The 16,034-nt window shown below is 70.2% G+C and carries 10 protein-coding genes, 1 tRNA gene and 1 other RNA gene; 5 read left to right on the top strand and 7 right to left on the bottom strand.

Translation table 11 applies throughout. The features are described from left to right. Positions 1 to 123: 123 nt before the first annotated feature. Positions 124 to 2,877 (bottom strand): DNA polymerase III subunit gamma and tau, encoded by a 2,754-nt coding sequence (locus tag A6A06_RS28615; RefSeq protein WP_199931237.1) that lies wholly within the window; start codon positions 2,875 to 2,877, stop codon positions 124 to 126. A 52-nt stretch (positions 2,878 to 2,929) separates the two neighbouring features. Continuing rightward, positions 2,930 to 3,028: signal recognition particle sRNA small type (ffs, locus tag A6A06_RS28620), an RNA gene on the bottom strand. 119 nt (positions 3,029 to 3,147) lie between these two features. Between ffs and A6A06_RS28625 the strand changes: the two genes are divergently transcribed. Next, positions 3,148 to 3,235: transfer RNA gene (locus A6A06_RS28625), tRNA-Ser, on the top strand. Between the two features lie 78 nt (positions 3,236 to 3,313). On the opposite strand, the gene A6A06_RS28630 is transcribed toward A6A06_RS28625, so the two are convergent. Further along, a complete protein-coding gene (locus A6A06_RS28630; RefSeq protein WP_338015961.1) occupies positions 3,314 to 4,393 on the bottom strand; it encodes a tyrosine-type recombinase/integrase in 1,080 nt (359 codons plus the stop codon). A 300-nt stretch (positions 4,394 to 4,693) separates the two neighbouring features. Here A6A06_RS28630 and A6A06_RS42180 point away from each other — a divergent pair, with 300 nt between their 5' ends. The 4 genes from A6A06_RS42180 to A6A06_RS28645 all read left to right on the top strand — a co-directional run bounded on the left by A6A06_RS42180 (position 4,694) and on the right by A6A06_RS28645 (position 7,734). Continuing rightward, the gene (locus A6A06_RS42180) at positions 4,694 to 5,680 is read left to right on the top strand and encodes a hypothetical protein (protein WP_199931238.1); all 987 of its coding nucleotides are present in this window, start codon (positions 4,694 to 4,696) and stop codon (positions 5,678 to 5,680) included. 633 nt (positions 5,681 to 6,313) lie between these two features. Continuing rightward, a complete protein-coding gene (locus A6A06_RS28635) occupies positions 6,314 to 6,529 on the top strand; it encodes a type II toxin-antitoxin system VapB family antitoxin (RefSeq protein ID WP_073764905.1) in 216 nt (71 codons plus the stop codon). Next, a complete protein-coding gene (locus A6A06_RS28640; RefSeq protein ID WP_073764907.1) occupies positions 6,526 to 6,948 on the top strand; it encodes a PIN domain nuclease in 423 nt (140 codons plus the stop codon). The genes A6A06_RS28635 and A6A06_RS28640 overlap by 4 nt, the downstream gene beginning before the upstream one ends. A gap of 141 nt (positions 6,949 to 7,089) precedes the next feature. Beyond that, complete coding sequence (locus tag A6A06_RS28645; protein ID WP_073764909.1) at positions 7,090 to 7,734, top strand: hypothetical protein; 645 nt, start codon at positions 7,090 to 7,092, stop codon at positions 7,732 to 7,734. Between the two features lie 229 nt (positions 7,735 to 7,963). Here A6A06_RS28645 and A6A06_RS28650 read toward each other — a convergent pair whose 3' ends face one another. The 4 genes from A6A06_RS28650 to A6A06_RS28665 form a co-directional block, all read right to left on the bottom strand. Beyond that, a complete protein-coding gene (locus A6A06_RS28650; protein WP_073764911.1) occupies positions 7,964 to 8,545 on the bottom strand; it encodes a hypothetical protein in 582 nt (193 codons plus the stop codon). A 2-nt stretch (positions 8,546 to 8,547) separates the two neighbouring features. After that, a complete protein-coding gene (locus A6A06_RS28655) occupies positions 8,548 to 12,435 on the bottom strand; it encodes a hypothetical protein (RefSeq protein ID WP_242441001.1) in 3,888 nt (1,295 codons plus the stop codon). 268 nt (positions 12,436 to 12,703) lie between these two features. Then, the gene (locus A6A06_RS28660) at positions 12,704 to 13,846 is read right to left on the bottom strand and encodes a hypothetical protein (protein ID WP_242441041.1); all 1,143 of its coding nucleotides are present in this window, start codon (positions 13,844 to 13,846) and stop codon (positions 12,704 to 12,706) included. Positions 13,847 to 13,906: 60 nt separating this feature from the next. Continuing rightward, positions 13,907 to 15,493, bottom strand: coding sequence for an AbfB domain-containing protein (locus A6A06_RS28665; protein WP_242441002.1), 1,587 nt, complete (start codon positions 15,491 to 15,493; stop codon positions 13,907 to 13,909). Between the last annotated feature and the right edge of the window lie 541 nt (positions 15,494 to 16,034).

Here is a 16,034-nt window from a genome sequence, read left to right on the forward strand (position 1 = left end):
GGCCGCCCATCGCCCCACCGGCCGCGCCCCACCTCAGCACTCGCCGACGCCCGTCGGCCCGCACCGGCGCCCGCCGGCATCCATCAGTACCCGTCAGCACCCACCGGTACCCGTCAGTACTCGTCAGTACTCGTTGTTGAACTCCTCGACCACCGTCGCGCCCAGCTCGCGGACGATCAGGTCGTGCCCGCTCAGCGCGGAGTCGACGAGGTCGGGGTCGTCCTCGGCCGGCATGTCGTCCTCGATCGACACCGGCGCGGGCTCCGGCTCCCGGTACGCGGACTCCGCGGCGCCGCCGCCCGCGGGCCCCGAAGCACCGGCCCCGGACCCGTAGGACCCGCCGGAACCGCCGTTCCCGCCACTTCCGGTTCCGGCATGACCGGCACCGGCTCCGTAACCACCACCGCCTGCCGCGGCCCCCGTCGGCGCCACCGCCTGCCGCGCCATCTGAGCGCCCTGACCGCCGCCCGTCGCACCGCCACCGGCGTCGTACCCGGAGCCGCCGTCCTGTGCGCCGCCGGACGGACCGCCCGGCCCGCCCTGGCCACCGCCCTGCGCCGGAGCGCCGGAGGGCCCGCCACCGAAGCCGCCGCCACCGCCGAAGCCGCCACCGCTGCCACCGAAGCCGCCCTGCGGAGCGCCACCGCCGGGGCCGCCGCCGGGGGGATTGGTGCCCCCGGACGGATCGACGATCGCCTCGACCTTCCACTGCACGTTGAATTTCTCGGCCAGCGCCTGCCGCAGTACGTCCTCACTGCCGCCGTTGGCGAAGCTGTCGCGGGCTCCGGCGTTGGGGAAGCCGATCTGCAGCGTCGTGCCGTCGAACCCGGCGACCTGCGCGTTCTGGCTGAGCAGGATCCAGGTGAAGCGCCGCCGGCCCTTCACCGCCTCCAGAATCTCTGGCCACAGCTGCCGCACCTGCGCGGCCCCCTGCATCATGCCCCCGCCGCCCTGCGCGGGCTGCTGGGCCTGCTGAGGCTGCTGCCCGTGCTGTACGGGTACGGACTGCCCCGAAGCGGACGGCGCGCCTCCACCGGGGCCTCCGGGGCCTCCAGGGCCGCCTTGCCCCGGCGCCGCGGCGGTGGGCCACCCACCAGGCTGCCGCCCGGCCGCGGCGGCGCCTCCAGCAGCCTGCTGCCCCGGCCAGGCACCCGGCTGCCGCTGCCCGGCGCCCTGACTCCCGCCCTGTCCGGGCCAGGCCCCAGGCTGCACAGACTGCTCAGCACCAGCACCAGCACCAGCTCCAGAACCAGCGCCTGCTCCAGCACCAGCGCCTGCTCCGCCCGCACCTGTACCCGTACCCGTACCGGCAGCAGCATTTCCGGCCCCCGGCCAAGCCCCCGGCGCAGCCGCGGACTCCACAGCCGCGGACTCGACCTGCTGACCACCAGGAGCCGCGCCCGGCACATCAGCCCCGGAAGCCCCAGCCGCACCAGCCCCGGCACCGACACCGGCCCCGGCATCCGAACCAGCAGCAACACCAGCACCAGCCGCCGCCCCTGCCCCTGCACCGGCCCCCATCCCCCGCACCGCGGCACGCGCGGCAGCGGGACCCGCCGGTCCGGCGGGCGGCCCAGCAGGCTGCCCCACGGGCGATCCGGCAGGCGGCCCCACCGGCGGCGCGACCGCGTGGGCGCCCGGCCCCGGCACGTACTCGACCTCCGGCCCACCGACCCCCGTCGTCACCGGCGGCCCGCCGAGGCCCAGCCCGGCCGTGCTCGCCCCACGCTCCAGGCGGTCGAGGCGCGCCTGTACGGAACGCTCGTCGTCGTAGGCGGCGGGCAGCAGGACCCGCGCGCAGATCAGCTCCAGCTGGAGCCGCGGCGAGGTCGCCCCGCGCATCTCCGTCAATCCGGTGTTGACCAGATCGGCGGCCCGCGCCAGCTCCGCACCCCCGAACACCGACGCCTGCGCCTGCATCCGCTCCACCACGTCCGCGGGCGAATCGATCAGGCCCTTCTCCGCCGCGTCCGGCACCGCGGCCAGGATCACCAGGTCCCGCAGCCGCTCCAGCAGGTCGGCCACGAACCGCCGCGGGTCGTTCCCGCCCTCGATGACCTGGTCCACGACCTCGAAGGCCGCCGCGCCGTCCCCCGCGGCGAACGCCTCCACGATCGAGTCCAGCAGCGACCCGTCCGTGTACCCGAGCAGAGCCGTGGCCATGGCATATGTCACACCGGCGTCGCTCGCCCCGGCAAGCAGCTGGTCCATCACCGACATCGAGTCCCGCACGGACCCGGCCCCGGCCCGCACGACCAGCGGCAGCACCCCGTCCTCGACGGGGGCGGCCTCCTGCCCGCACACCTCACCCAGGTACTCACGCAGGGTCCCCGGCGGCACCAGCCGGAACGGATAGTGATGCGTACGCGACCGGATCGTCCCGATGACCTTCTCGGGCTCGGTCGTCGCGAAAATAAATTTCAGATGCTCCGGCGGCTCCTCGACCACCTTGAGCAGCGCGTTGAAGCCCGCCGACGTGACCATGTGGGCCTCGTCGATGATGTAGATCTTGTACCGGCTGCTGGCCGGCCCGAAGAACGCCTTCTCCCGCAGCTCACGCGCGTCATCGACACCACCGTGCGAAGCGGCGTCGATCTCGATCACATCGATGCTCCCCCGCCCGTTCCGGGCGAGATCCACACACGACTGGCACTCCCCGCACGGATCGGGAGTGGGACCTTGCTCACAGTTCAGGCAGCGCGCCAGGATCCGCGCACTGGTCGTCTTGCCGCAGCCGCGCGGGCCACTGAACAGATACGCGTGGTTGACCCTGTTGTTCCGCAGGGCCTGCTGCAGCGGATCGGTCACGTGCTCTTGCCCGATGACCTGAGCGAAGGTCTCGGGACGGTAGCGGCGGTACAGCGCAAGGGACGACACGCATACGACGATATCGGCCCGCACCGACAACCGGGCCGCCCCCGATCCCGGGAACGCAAACGCCCCCCACGCACCCGCCAGAGCTCACTTACCCTTGCTGCCTTCCGGCCCTGGGGGAGTTCGGTGAGATAGCGCCACGTGAGGGGCTGCGCCCAACCCTAGCGGATCCCCCGCCCCGCACACGACCCCACCCCGTTCCAAGATCCCTCCCGACCCCCTCCGCCGGATCATGTTCGCGAGCACCCCTCAACGTCTTGTATTGTTTGCGGCGGAGGATTCGCCTAGTGGCCTAGGGCGCACGCTTGGAAAGCGTGTTGGGGGCAACCCCTCACGAGTTCGAATCTCGTATCCTCCGCCAGTGCCTCACCGGGCACTACGTCGAAGGCCCCTACCGTTCGCGGTGGGGGCCTTCGTCGCGTCCGTCTCAGTTTCCGTCTCAGTTGACCGCTGAGGCGCCTCCCGAGCGGCCGTCTCCCCCGCCGCCCTCGCTCTCCGGCCCGGTCACGCCCCAGAGCGCATCCCCGACCTGATTGGCGACCTGCTTCAGGAGCGGGCCCGTCACGTGCATGTACCGAGCGCGCATCCGGGCCGAGCCACCCGGCTCCCAGCCCATGATCGCGTCAACGATCACGTCGGGAACTCCCAGCAGAAGGAGGACGGTGCCGGCCGTGTGACGAGCGTCATGAAGCCGCCCGTCCCGTACGCCCGCGTCCTCCAGCAGCTGCTTCCACCGGTGGTAGTCAGTGTTCGGATTGAGCGGACCACCGGTCGGCTGGGCGAAGACGTACCCCTTGCCCTCCCAACCCTCCCCCATCTCCTGACGCTCGCGCTCCTGCTCCTCCTGATGCTTCCGAAGCAACTTGATCAGCGGACCCGGGAGCCCCACGGTGCGCCGCCCGGCGCGTGACTTGGTGTTCTTGAACTCCCGCCGGATCTGGCGACGCGAGGGGCAGTACCCCGGCTTCCGACCGCAGGAGTCCCCACACCCGTGCTCATACCTGGGCCGCAAGCGGTTCTTGCGGATACGGATGTACCCAGCGTCCAGGTAGACGTCCTCCCACATGAGCCCGAGCGCTTCCCCTTGACGCAGGCCGAGGGCGAGGGCGATCACCCAGCGGGCGCTGTTGCGCGCCTTCGAGGCCGTCAGCAGAAGGCTCTGAATCTCCTCGATGGTGTAAGGCTCGATCTCCTCCTCTTCGAGCCGCGGCGCCTTGGCGATCTCGGCGACATTCTTGGCGATGTGTCCACGACGGACCGCCTCACCCAACGCGACACGGATCGTCCGGTGAACGTGGTGAGCAGTGCCGGCGGAACTCCCGTTCTTCTGCATCCGCTCGTAGAACGCTTCGAGGTGCTCAGGCTCCAGCCGTTCCAGTTTGTGCGCCCCCAGGCCCGGTACAAGGTGAACCCGGACGTCCACCTCATAGCCGTCGTAGCTGTTCTCGCTGACGTACTTCTTCGCGATGTTCTCGACCCAGTGCTCAAGCCACGTCTGGACGCTCCACTGCTGCCCCACTTTTCGCACGGTCCCGGCTTCACGCTGGCGCTCAAGGTCAGGCACAGCCGCAGTGACCTCGGCACGCGTAACTCGTCGCCGTGCTCACCGCGGCGCAGGCAGAAGCCACCTCAGGCCGAGGAGCTCATTATGGAGCAGGCCGAGCGCCACCTGTCGAGTGCCACTACTCATGCCCTTCATTGCCGTGCCGCCAAACATACTTCACTCGATGGGGCTGGATTCCAATAGAAGCCCCCCGAGGTATAACTTCGAAGCCCCATGATTTTTCGCAGGCAGATCTGGCGGCGCGAGAGGAAAGCCATGCGTGATGTATTCAATCTCATCACTGAACGAGTTCTGCGCGACTGCGGCGGGGAGCCCATCTGCGCACATGTTGGCAATGTTCAAGTGTGCGCAATCAAAAACCATCCCACATATCAGGTATTGCGCAAGAATGTTCAACTTGGCCGATCGAAATCCGTAGCCAGCTTGCGCCTCTGGGAGTCGGTGGGCACTTTGGCGAGGGAAAGCGACCAACAGGATCGGGAGAAATGGCTGATGATCCTACTGGATCTACTGACGTCGCACTTTGGGGGGTGGTCGAAAGATCTGGCACGAAAATGGCATTACGAGGTCTCTGACATCAGGTCTGCGATGGTAGAAAGCGCCTTGGAGGCGTGGTTTTCCACGGCAAGTGGCACGCCCGCCAAGAAACTCCTGGAAACCATGATGGCTCGCGCGTTCACCGGCGCTCGCGGCCTGGTGGAGGCGGGAAGCTCAGAAACGTGTGCGGCAAGTGCGGAGTACTTTATTGTCGATGTTGCGCATGAGCGGGATTCAACGCTACGCGCATCGTCAATCATCGACACCGGAACAGTGCAAGACCCGGACGCCGATGAAAGAATTCGCGGCGAACGCACAGGAGCTCTACTGCAACGGATGGGAGCCATGGACGACGCCAGGATCCTTCATGACAAACTCCGCAGTGGTTGCCGTGATGAGGCAGATACCCCGACCATTACTCCCGCGCAGGTGGGGCGATCCTGGGTGGACGGGAAGAATCTTTACTATCAGATTTCCGATCTCCTGCCGCAATATATTGGCTTCAGCGAAGCGGCCAATGTTGTTGGTCTTTCAGAATCGCAAGCATCAAGGATGGCCAGAAAGGGAACCCTCCCCTTTAGAGTACTCTGGACTGGCAATAGCCGAGTCGTGTCAGTCAAGTCACTTATGCTCGTCTTGGGAATCCAAGACTCCATCGTACATCCCGATGATGTGGAGAATGGAGCTTCTCATGTCGGCGGATAATAGAAAATCGACGAATGCTTTCAGCAACTTCGGCCTGTCCGCCCGTCACATGCCCCATATAGGTCGTGGTGTCCCATGAAGTCTCGATCAGGGGCGGGTGTTCATCGCCCCCGCTGCTTGGTCGTCCGCAGCACAAACACGCGCTCCTGGCTGCACTGGCCGCCCACCGAGGCCTGTCCAAGCTCACCTTGCGGCAGTTCGCCCCGACGGCCTTAGGCAGCGGTAGTCCACCCATAGCGGCGCTCGCCGCACTGCGCACCACGGCTTCGCCCCATCGCCGAGCCCCCAGGGGAGCGCGGTGCGCATCAGAACGCTCCTGCCGCACTGGGGCCCCGCTGCCGTCCCGCCCTCGCGAAGGGGCGTCGTGCGGCGCGGCCCCCGATCCACCGTCACCCGCGTCGCACACAAGTCCGCCGACGCCGGCCTTGAAGTGCTGGCCGACTGGCCGCCCACGGCCCCGCCGACCGCACTAGAACCCGACCCGTTCGGCAGCGGCGCGCCTTCGCGACGTACCCGCGCACACGGCGTGATGCCCGCGTAGGACCCGTTAGCCGGGCTGGGGTGCTCGATGACACGCCTCAAGACGCATCGCGAGATATACTTGACTCCACATTTGATATCTGGGGGATGCATATGAGTCGGACGGTTATCGACCTGGATGACGACTTGGTCGCGGACGTGGCGAAAGCCCTCGGGACGAACACCAAGAAGGAGACCGTCAACACCGCTCTTCGCGAGGTGCTGGAGAGCCGGCGCCGCGCTCTGGCTCTGGCCCGGCTGCGGGCCGCGGGGGGCGACGGCGTATTTGATCTGGAGCTGTTCGAGAACAAGGAGAACTACCGCCGGTGAACGCGGCCCAGTTCCTGATCGACACCAGCGCGCTCGCACGGTTCATGCGCGGGGACGCGGAGCAGTACGGCTGGGACCAGGCCGCCGCGGCTGGACTCATCGCGACCTGCCCGATCACCGAGCTCGAGTTCTTCTACAGCGCCCGGTCGGCAGCCGACCGGGCGGGCGGCATCGAGGACATGCGGGTGATCTTCGGCTGGGTACCCGTCGACGATCGCGCCTACAACCGCGCTTGGCAGGTCCAGGAAGCCCTCACCAAGCAGGGGAAGCACCGAAATGCCGGAGCGGTCGACCTGGTCGTCGCTGCGACCGCTGAGTTGCAGGGGCTCACCCTGCTCCATCGCGATCACGATTTCGAGTGCATCGCCTCAGTGACCGGGCAAGCCCTCCAGTGGTACGGCCCGGAACACGGCAAGTAGGCCGCCAGTGGTTGCAGCTCTGGTCGCGTTCACCGCCGTACAACATCGTTCAAAAGTCCCACCCGAGCTCTCATCGCGTCAGGGGACACTGGCACCGCGATATTGAAGAGCCGTGCGGCTGGTGGTGGTGGAGGGGAGAGCGTGGAAGACGAGGGGGTTGCGGCGCGTTTCGATGGGGGTTCGGTTGTCGAGGTCGTTCTCACCGGCGTCGGGGCGATGCGTGCTGACCGGGTTGTCTCGATCGGTGTGGAGTTGGGCTACGTGCTGGGCGCCGATGAGCCGTATGGACGAGGGCAGCGTCGTCTGCTCTTCACGCGTGACGACAGCCCGGGGGCCCGGCAGCGCGCCCAAGCGACGCTGGAGCGCGTGCGGGCGGCCCGCTCGTGGAGCGCCGTCACTGCTCCGTACGGTCCGTCGGCCACCGGGCCGCCGCTGATCCACCCGGAGCGCGCTGCGCGTGCGCAGAGGCAGGCCGAAGCCTATGAGGCCTGGCGTCCGGCTTGGCTGGTCAGTCTGTGCTGCTGCGTCGCCGCCGGTTTTCTCGTGCTGGCGTGGGCCGTGCGTGAGACGGTGCCGGCCGCGGTGGGCTTCTTCCTCGTCGGCTTGCTGTGCCTGGCTGGGGCCGCCCTCGGGCCGCGTTTCACGAGGAGTCGGCAGCAGGACAACCTGCGGCTGTTGGAGCGTTTCCGTCGTCAGCAGGCAGCCCGGTTCCCTGTTCCGCCTCCTTCGCCTCCTCCCCCTCGTCCTCCGCCTGCGGGTCCGCAGCATGACCGAACGGGAAGCTAGGGGCGGAATTGCTTGTACCTGGCGCGGGACGGGGCCTGGCGCGGGACGGGGACTGGTGCACGACGGGGACTGGCGCGCGACGAGGGCTGGCGCGCGACGGGAACTGACACAGGCCGGGGACTGGCGCGAAGGTCGATGCCTCGCTTCAGTCCCCGGCCCCGTTGCGCGGGCGGCCGACGTGTCAGGGCGGTCCCCGGTCGGTCGCCGTGCGGTGTGCTGTCTTCGGGTGTCAGTGCGTAGAGCTAGGGGATACCGCGGTCAGGTCGCTGGCGGTTTCGTTGGTGAGCAGGGTTGGTTGGGCTTTGAGGAGTTTTTGCGTGAGGGGGGGACGGGCGAATACCCGGTCGTGGACGGTCGGCAGGTTTTCTCCGTCGTACAGGACGGGCGAGTCCCAGTCGGCGGGGTCATCCGCGCCCAGCCGGTCGACGATCACGGCGCGGGTCGGTGTCGGAAGGGCCGTCGCCGCCGCGAGGACGGCTGCCTCGACCGTGTCGGCCTGTTGGGGTGTGAGGCCGTCCAGCCACAGCGTCTGGATCTCGCAGCCGAGGGGCTCGTACGCGTACTCGTCGGTCACGTCGATGTCCGCGGAGAACCACCACTGCATCGTGAGGGACGCGATGCGCAGGCCCAGAAGGCGGCCGAGTTCCTCCTGGTGCATGAGGACGCCGTCGCCTTCGACGTCGAGGACCACGGCTTTGCCCCGTACCGGGTGCGTGAGCGCGATGCCGTGTGCGGCGAAGAGCCGCGTCTGTTCGGCGAAGGCCGGTACGGCCGCCGATTCCCGGTACCACCGGATGAATCCGTCAGCCATGGCTAGCAGCTCGGCAGCGTGAAGATGTGCACATTCTCGTCTCCGAATACCTTCTTGGCCTGCTTGATGGCCGATTCCGGCGTGTTGTCCGCCAGGTAGTAGATCGCCTTCACGCCGGCCTGGTCGGCGGCGTACTTGTTGATTTTGAGGGCGCTGCCGAACTTGGAGGGGTTCTTGGCCTTGGCGCCACCGCCGACGTAGATGTATTCACCGTTCGGTCCGATGACGTCGAGGCCGCTCGATCCCACGTTGGGCATTTCGATCTTGATGTCCTGCCCGTTCGCGTCCTTGGCCACCTTTCCGCCGACCAGCTTAGCGATGAAGTCCTCGCGTTTGGGGCCCACGCCTCCCGAGTCGTGGCCGCCACCGGACGGCAGAGCGGACGAGCGGTGTGCCGCACTCACGGATGATGCGGAACTCCGCGCCGGGGAAAGGCTCTTCTTCTTGTCCTTCACGCAGGCCGGGAGCTTCTTCCAGGCCTTGTCGAGGACGTCTTCGCTCTTGTCGACCAGCTTCTTCGCCTTGGCCGACTTGTCGAGGAAGCCGTTGATGCCCCAGATGGCCTTGCCGACCTTCGGGAGCTTGCCGACCAGCTTGGCGGCCTTCGCCCAGGGCAGGTTGGTGACGATCGCCCACAGGCAGGTCGGGATGTCGGGGTCGTCCCAGCACTCCTTGATTTCCTCGGCGGCGAGTTCCACGAGGATCTCGGCGCCGTTGTCCATCAGGTAGTCCAGCAAGTCCTGCTGTGCCAGTGCCTCGGCTGCCTCCAGCTGTTCGGCGGTGATGCCCGCCGCTTCGAGGGCCTCGCGTTCGTATTCCTCCAGGGAGTACGAGCTGTCGCCCTTCTCCTTCTTTCTGGCGGCCTCCTCCCTGGCCTTGCGCTGCTGCTCGCGCTCGTATTCCTCGGCTCTTTTGGCGGCCTCGTCCGCTTCCTTGGCGTAGGTGCCGGCGTTCTTGGCCGCGGTCTCGGCCGAGGTGGCGTGCTTCTCGGCGGAGTCGGCCAGCTTGTCGGCGTCGGCCGCGTCCTTCTCCGCCTGGGTGGCCGCGCCCTGGGCGATGCCCGCTTCCTTCTCGGCCAGGGCGGCGGCGCTGTTGGCGGCCGCTGCCTGGTTCTCCGCGTCGGTGGCGGCGCCGCGGGCGCGTTCGGCCTCGGCCTCGGCCTGGGTGGCGGCGTTGCGTGCCGCCGCCGCGTCCGCGAATGCCTGGTCGGCGGACTGGCGGGCGAGTTTCGCGTCGGCCTGGGCCTGGGCGTCGGCCTCGTTGGCCCGTGCCGCGGCGGCCCGTGCCTTGGCGCCGTCCTCGGCTGCCTGGGCCGCGGACTTCATCGCGGCCGCCGAGGAGCGCGCCGCGTCCGCGGCGGAACGCGCCGCGGCTGCTGCCGCCTTGAAGGCCGGGCCCACCTCGGCGTTGGCGCGTGCGGCCGCGGCTTCGGCCGCTTCGGCGGCCTTGACCGCCTCCGCCGCTCTGGCTTCGGCCTTGGTGGTTTCCGCCGCGCCCATCTCCAGGGAGGCCCGCGCCACCTCCGCGGCGAAGTCCGCGTTCACGTCCGCGCCGGTGAACGGCGCGGTGAGGAGGATGGCGGTGTTCGCGGGGTCGGCGATGCCCGCGGCCGTGGTACGGGCCGACGCGGCGGCCTGGATCGCGGTGGTCGCCTGTAGGCGGGCCATGGCCGCTTCGCGGGTGGCGCCGTCGGCTTCCTCCCGGGTGCGGTTGGCCGCTTGGAGGGCCTGGCTCGCCCGGGTCGCGGCCAGCCCGGCCAGCCGGGAGGCTTCGTGGGCGGCGATGCCGGCGCGGGCTTCCTGCGCGGTGGCCTCCGCGGCCTTGGAGTTGGCCCGTTGTGCTGCGGCGTGCGTGGCAGCGGCCTGGCGCTCGGCCTCGTTCGCCGCCGCGTTGGCCGCGGCGGCCGCTGCTTCGGCCTTGGTGGCGGCGGCGTTGGCCCGCGCGGCGTGCGCGGTGGCCTCACTGGCCGCCGCACGCGCACGCGCGGCCGCTCCGGCCGCCTCGATGGCCGCCGACCGCGAACGTATCGCCGCCGCGGAGGCCTGGTCGGCCGCGGTACGGGCGGTACCGGCGGCGGTTCCGGCCGCGTTGGCGGCGGATCGCGCCTCGGTCGCCGCGGCCCGCGCGGTCTCGGCGTGTTCGGTGCCCTTCGCCTTCGCGGCCAGCGCGTCGGTGGCCCTGGCCCTGGCCTCTTCCGCCTGGTGGGCGCGTTCGGCCTCCACCGCGTCGTTACGGGCCTTGCGGGCCTTGCTCTCCTCGCCCCGGGCCAGCCCGTCGGCCTTGGCGGCGATGCCCTCCTGGGTCTGTGCCTTGCCCCGTTTCTCCGCCGCCACCGAGGCGGCGGCCTGTGCGTCGGCCCGCCTGGACGAGGCGGTGCGTGCCTCGGACTGGGCCCGCACGCGGGCCTGGGCGGCGACGTCACGTTCCCGTTCGGCCCGTACGCGGGCCGCCGCCGCCAGGTCGCGCTCGCGTTCGGCGATCTTGCGCTGCTCGGCGGCTACCTTGGCCTGGCGCTGCGCCTCGATCCGCGCCTCGCGGGTCTTCCTGGCGTGCTCCCACGCCTGCTTCTCGGCCTGCTCGGCCTCGATCCGGGCCTGGCGGGACTTGGCCGCCGCGTCCGCCGCGATCTTGGCCTGCCGGTCCGCCGCCTCTGCGAGCCGGGCGGCCGCCCTGGCGTGCTCCTCGGCGTTCGCCCGCCACTTGGCGGCCTGCTGGGCGTGCAACTCGGCCTGGTTCTTGGAGTTGAGCCCGGCCGCGTCCGCCGCCGACGCGTCCACCGCGTGCTGTGCGGTCGCCGCAGCCTTGGCCGCCGCGTCCGCCGCGTTCGCGATGCCCGACGCGACGTCCGACCACCGCGCGCCGTGGGTCAGCCCGGTCTCGACGAGGACATCGGCCTGCACCTTGGCCTGGCCCGCTGCCACCTGCGCCTGCCGCGCGGCCTCCTCGGCGTTGCCGACCTGGCGGGCGATCTCCGTCTTCACCGGTCCGTAGTCGGAGAGCCGCTTCCCGGCGCGGTCGGCGGCGAGCATCCGGTCGGCCTCGCGGGACTGGGCGGCCGCCGCGGTCATCGCGTTCGCGGCGCCCTTGAGGGCCTGCACCGCGCTGCCGTGGGCGGCTATGAGCTTGGTACGGGCCTCGGCGGCGCGGGCCGCGTTCGCCGCCAGCTCGCGCAGCCGTTCCGCCGCCTCCAGCGCTTCCTTCTGCGCCTTCTCGTGCGCCGCCCGGTCGTCCGCGTCCTTCCGCGCGGCGATCAGGTAGCCCTTCTCCAGGAACTCGGCGATCACCTTGTCGTCGCCGGTGGCCAGGGCGGCCTGAGCGGCCTGCTTGACCTCGGGGCCGCCGACCGCGACGAGCATCTCGACCCGCTTGCGGTTCTCCGCCGCGCGCTGCTGCTCGTTCTGCTCGGTGGCCTTGTCCCGCTGCCGGGCGATCTCGGCGCCGAACGCCAGGAAGTCGGCGCGGTCCCCGGCCGTGCCCTTCAGGACCCGTTCGACCTCCGCGTTGAAGAACGGGCCTCCGGTGCCGCGCAGTGCTTCGATGCTGCGGCGGTTTGCGGCGTCGGCCGCGTCCTTCTTGTCCTTGGCGCGCTGCCGCGCCTCGGCCTCACCGTGCTCCAGGAAGTCCCGTACCGCGTTCGGGTCCGTACTCTCCAATGCCTTCTTGGCGGCCTCGCGGACTTCCTCCTCCTCGTCGAACTCTGCGATGTCCTCGACCAGTTGCCGGTCGCGGTCCACGGTGAGCCGGTCCAGCGCGGACCGCGCCGGTGGCGGAGCTGCCGACGGCTTCGGCGGTCCGGCCATGGCCTGCCGGCGTACGGCGGTGCCGTCCGGCCCCGGCAAGGCGGCGGCACCGGATTCCCCCGCCGCGCCGACGAGGATGGCCAAGGCCATGACGGCGGACGCCGCTCTGCCCATCCGGCCGGTCACACGGCGGCGTCTTGTTCCGGCTCTGGGCCGGGATCTTTCCCGCACTGGAAACCCTTTCAACGAATCGATCGGTGGAAGAAAAGGAAGGAGAAAAAGAAGGGGCAAAGAAAAGCCCCCTGCCCTTGAATGCGCGGGCAGGGGGAGGGGAGGGGATCGGGCCGAAGGCATGGCGTGGCGTGGCCGGGGAACCGGCGTCGGCGTGGGCCCGGCGGAGTGTGCCGGGCCCGCGCCGTCAGCCCTTGACCCGGCTCTCGCTGTCCCGGGCCCGGTCGAGCATGTCCTTCCAGAAAGCGGCCGTCCCGGCTGCCTCCGTCCGCTCCTGGGCCCAGTCGCCCTGCCGTGCCTCGGCCGGGGCGGCGATCTTCTCCCAGATGGCGTCCGCGCCCTCCTTGGCCAGCCGGGCGATGCTCTGCCAGCTCTCCGCCTGCGCCCCGGCGGCCCGCTGTTCGTCCAGCCACGCCGTGTGGGCACCGTCGGCGTGCCCGGACACCGCCTGCCAGGCCCGTTCGGCCTCGGCGCGCGCCTTCGCCGCGTCCGCGGACGACTTCAGCGCCTCCTCGGCGGCCACCGCCCGCGCGATCAGCATCGACAGCACGTGGTGGCGGCGCACCTCCGTGTCCGCCACCCGCAGCCGGTACGCCTCCACGTCCAAGGCCGCGCCGGTGGCCCAGCCGTAGCCGTAGAACTCCGCCACGTCCGCGTCCACGGAGCCGGGCCGCAGCGCCCACTGCGCCGCCACCCGCACCTGCTCTCCCGGATCGGCCTCGGCGAGCGAACGCACGAAGGCGCGGTGCCGCTCACCGACTTCCAGGCGGTGCTGCGCGTCGGCGTCCCGCTGCACGCGGTCCCGCTGCTGCGCTTCGGCGTAGCCGGTCTTCACGAACGCCGCCCGGTCGGCATCCGTGCCTTTCAACGCCCGTTCGGCGGCGGACCGCACCTCCGGGGAGAAACCCGCCGGGTGCGTGCTCACCACCCGTTCGCAGAAGGCCCGGTTACGCGACCGCGCGTCACGCACGCGCTGCTTCGCCGCGTCATAGCCGCCCCCGGGGGCCAGCCACTCCGCAATCGCCGCGTCCCCCCGCGTACTGCGCAACGCGTTCCACGCCGACGCGCGGATCTCCGCGGGCAGCACCGACTTGGCCAGGCGCAGCACACTCGCCCGCGCCTCGTCCGCCGCGGCGGCCGCCACCTGCGACGGCTGACCGGACGGTGCGCCGACCGCAACGGTGTGCGCCTGGGCGGGCGCCGCGTCCGCGAGCGTACCGACGCCTGTCAGCAGGCCGACCGCCACCCAGGACGCGGCCCACCTCCGGCGCCGCATGGCATGACCGGCGGAATCCGCCACCAATGTGCTCTCCCCCTTCCACGCTTGCATGGCGGGCACGTGCGCCCTCGTACGTAGTCGCTGTCTCGGTCCCGACCCGGTGCCGACAGGTCAGGGCGCCAGCGGCGCGGAGATCTGCCAGGCCGCCGGGCGGGCCGGCTGGGCCTCTCCCGGCTTGCCGCCGGGCAGGTCGAACGAGAAGTCCTTTCGCGCGTAGACGTCCTTCGTCGTGGGCGCGAGCCACTTCTTGCCGTCCGTGGTGTTCTGCTGGAAGGACACCGCGGAGCGCATGGGCCCGGGGCCGTCGCCGAAGGTCTCGCGGAAGCACCACGAGGCACTCTTGCGGAACTTGGAGCTGCGGTCGTCCGCCGCGACCTCCACCCGGAGCCCGTTCCTCTCCTCCTTGCCGCTCCTGAGGTAGTGGCCGGGCTTGCGCACGGACTCGAAGGAGTAGCAGCCGGGCTCGCTCGCGAGGGAGGGCACGATCACCCAGGTGGCGTCCTCGCGGTCGGCCGCCGGGCTGGTCGTTTTGATCGAGTCGCTGAGGAGGGCCTTGCCGCCGTCCGCGCTGGACTGGCGCACGACCTGGCCGACGGTCCACACCTTCAGGGTCTGACGCTTGAGCCGGTACTGGGTGTCCGCCTTCAGGAACCGCTCGACGTCCGCATCGCTGCCCTTCAGCGCGGTCTTGGCCGCGGCCGCCAGGTTGGGGTTGACCTTGCTGTTCTCCGCGGCGGCCTGGATCTGGAGGGCCAGCTTGCGGTTGGCCTCGGCGAGCTTCTTGCGCCGGTTCTCGTCGTCGCGCTTGTACGCGGCGTCGGCGCCGGTGTGGATGTACGCCTTCCACACGGCCGCGTCGGAGCTGAGGGTGGCGCGCTGGCCCTCGGCGTAGAGCTCGCTGTCCCGCAGGTCGGCGGGGGCCTGGCGCAGCAGCTCCCGGATGAAGTTGTCGTCGCTGAGCGTGAGCATCGCCTCGGAGGGCGCGATACGGAACAGGGCCGCGGCGCTCTTGCGGGCGGCGAGTTCCTTGCGGCGCTCGGCCTCCTTGCGGTTCTGCTCCTCCAGTTCCTTCAGCTCGTTGGCCACGTCCCGCTTGTGGGCCTCGCGCGCGCCGTTGACGATGAACTCCCGCCAGTCCGCCGCCTCACCGAGCAGCGCCTGGAGTGCGGCCGACCGTACCTCGGGGCCGGAGGCCGTGTGCTTGGCGACGGCCCGGATGAAGTTGTCGTCGCTGAGGGCGAGCAGCTCCGGCGTGCTGGGGATGCCGACGGTGAGCAGCACCTGGGACTTGGCCAGCCGGGCCGCCCGCTCGGCCTCGGCCTTCTCCCGCTCGCGCTGCTGGTCGAGCTTGTACGCCTCGTGGACGCCGGAGACGATGAAGCGCACGTGGTCCTCGGCGACCGCACTGGCCATCGCCTGCTCGGCGGCGGTACGTACCGCGTCGAGCTTGTCCCCCGCGTCGCTGGCCTTCTGCCACAGCGCGTGGATGAAGTCGTAGTCGCTGAGCAGGAGTACCGCGGCGGTCGGGTCCAGGCCCACCACGGCCGCGGCGTCGACGCGCTGGGTGTCGGACGTACCGATGCCTCCCGGGCCGGCCACGACATCCGAGGTCCCGGGGCCGCTGTCGGCGACGGCACCCGGCGCGACGGCGCCCGTGACAGCGGCGAGGGCGGTGGCCGTCACAAGGCCACGCGTCACGAACCGTCTCATCCGTGCGGAAGTCATGCGCTGTGTGTCCATGGCGATGCGAGAACTCCTCCTGCCGCCTTGGTACCGGCGGCTAGACATGCGAAAGGGGGTGGCAACAGGCGGCGTTCCGCGGGCAGGCGGAATCGCCGCGGAACAGCGTCGGAAAGGCAGAACCGTACGGTCGTCGCCGTGGTCCCCGGCGGGCAGCGAGGGGAATCAGCGAGCCGACGGGCGCAGTGGTCCGGGACGCACGACCCGGCGGTCGCTCACGGTCCCGGAATGAAGTGCTTCTCGGCCCCGGGCGAAGTCGTCAACGACCCCGGGGCGGAGAAGAGGTGAGAGATGAAAGAGTGAAGGGAAAGAATGCCGCGGTGTCAGCGGGAAGCGACACGGGGCCGCGCACAGCGGATGGCAAATCCATCGGGCAGCAGAGCTGCACGGGCATCCGCCCGAAAGGCGAAAAGCACAGACTTACACCTCACAGTTTCCCCCTGGTCTGCAGGTGAAATACCTCGGGGCGTCCGGACCGCCGAAGCATCACTGCCTCTTC

The organism is Streptomyces sp. CB02923 (genome assembly GCF_001905005.1).
Taxonomy (GTDB): domain Bacteria; phylum Actinomycetota; class Actinomycetes; order Streptomycetales; family Streptomycetaceae; genus Streptomyces.

Excerpts from the sequence above, each read along its gene's own strand:
- A6A06_RS42180 (WP_199931238.1), top strand. The coding sequence starts at position 4,694 with ATGCGTGATGTATTCAATCTCATCACTGAACGAGTTCTGCGCGACTGC.
- A6A06_RS28635 (WP_073764905.1), top strand. The coding sequence starts at position 6,314 with ATGAGTCGGACGGTTATCGACCTGGATGACGACTTGGTCGCGGACGTG.
- A6A06_RS28650 (WP_073764911.1), bottom strand. The coding sequence starts at position 8,545 with ATGGCTGACGGATTCATCCGGTGGTACCGGGAATCGGCGGCCGTACCG.
- A6A06_RS28655 (WP_242441001.1), bottom strand. The coding sequence starts at position 12,435 with ATGGCCTTGGCCATCCTCGTCGGCGCGGCGGGGGAATCCGGTGCCGCC.
- A6A06_RS28660 (WP_242441041.1), bottom strand. The coding sequence starts at position 13,846 with ATGCAAGCGTGGAAGGGGGAGAGCACATTGGTGGCGGATTCCGCCGGT.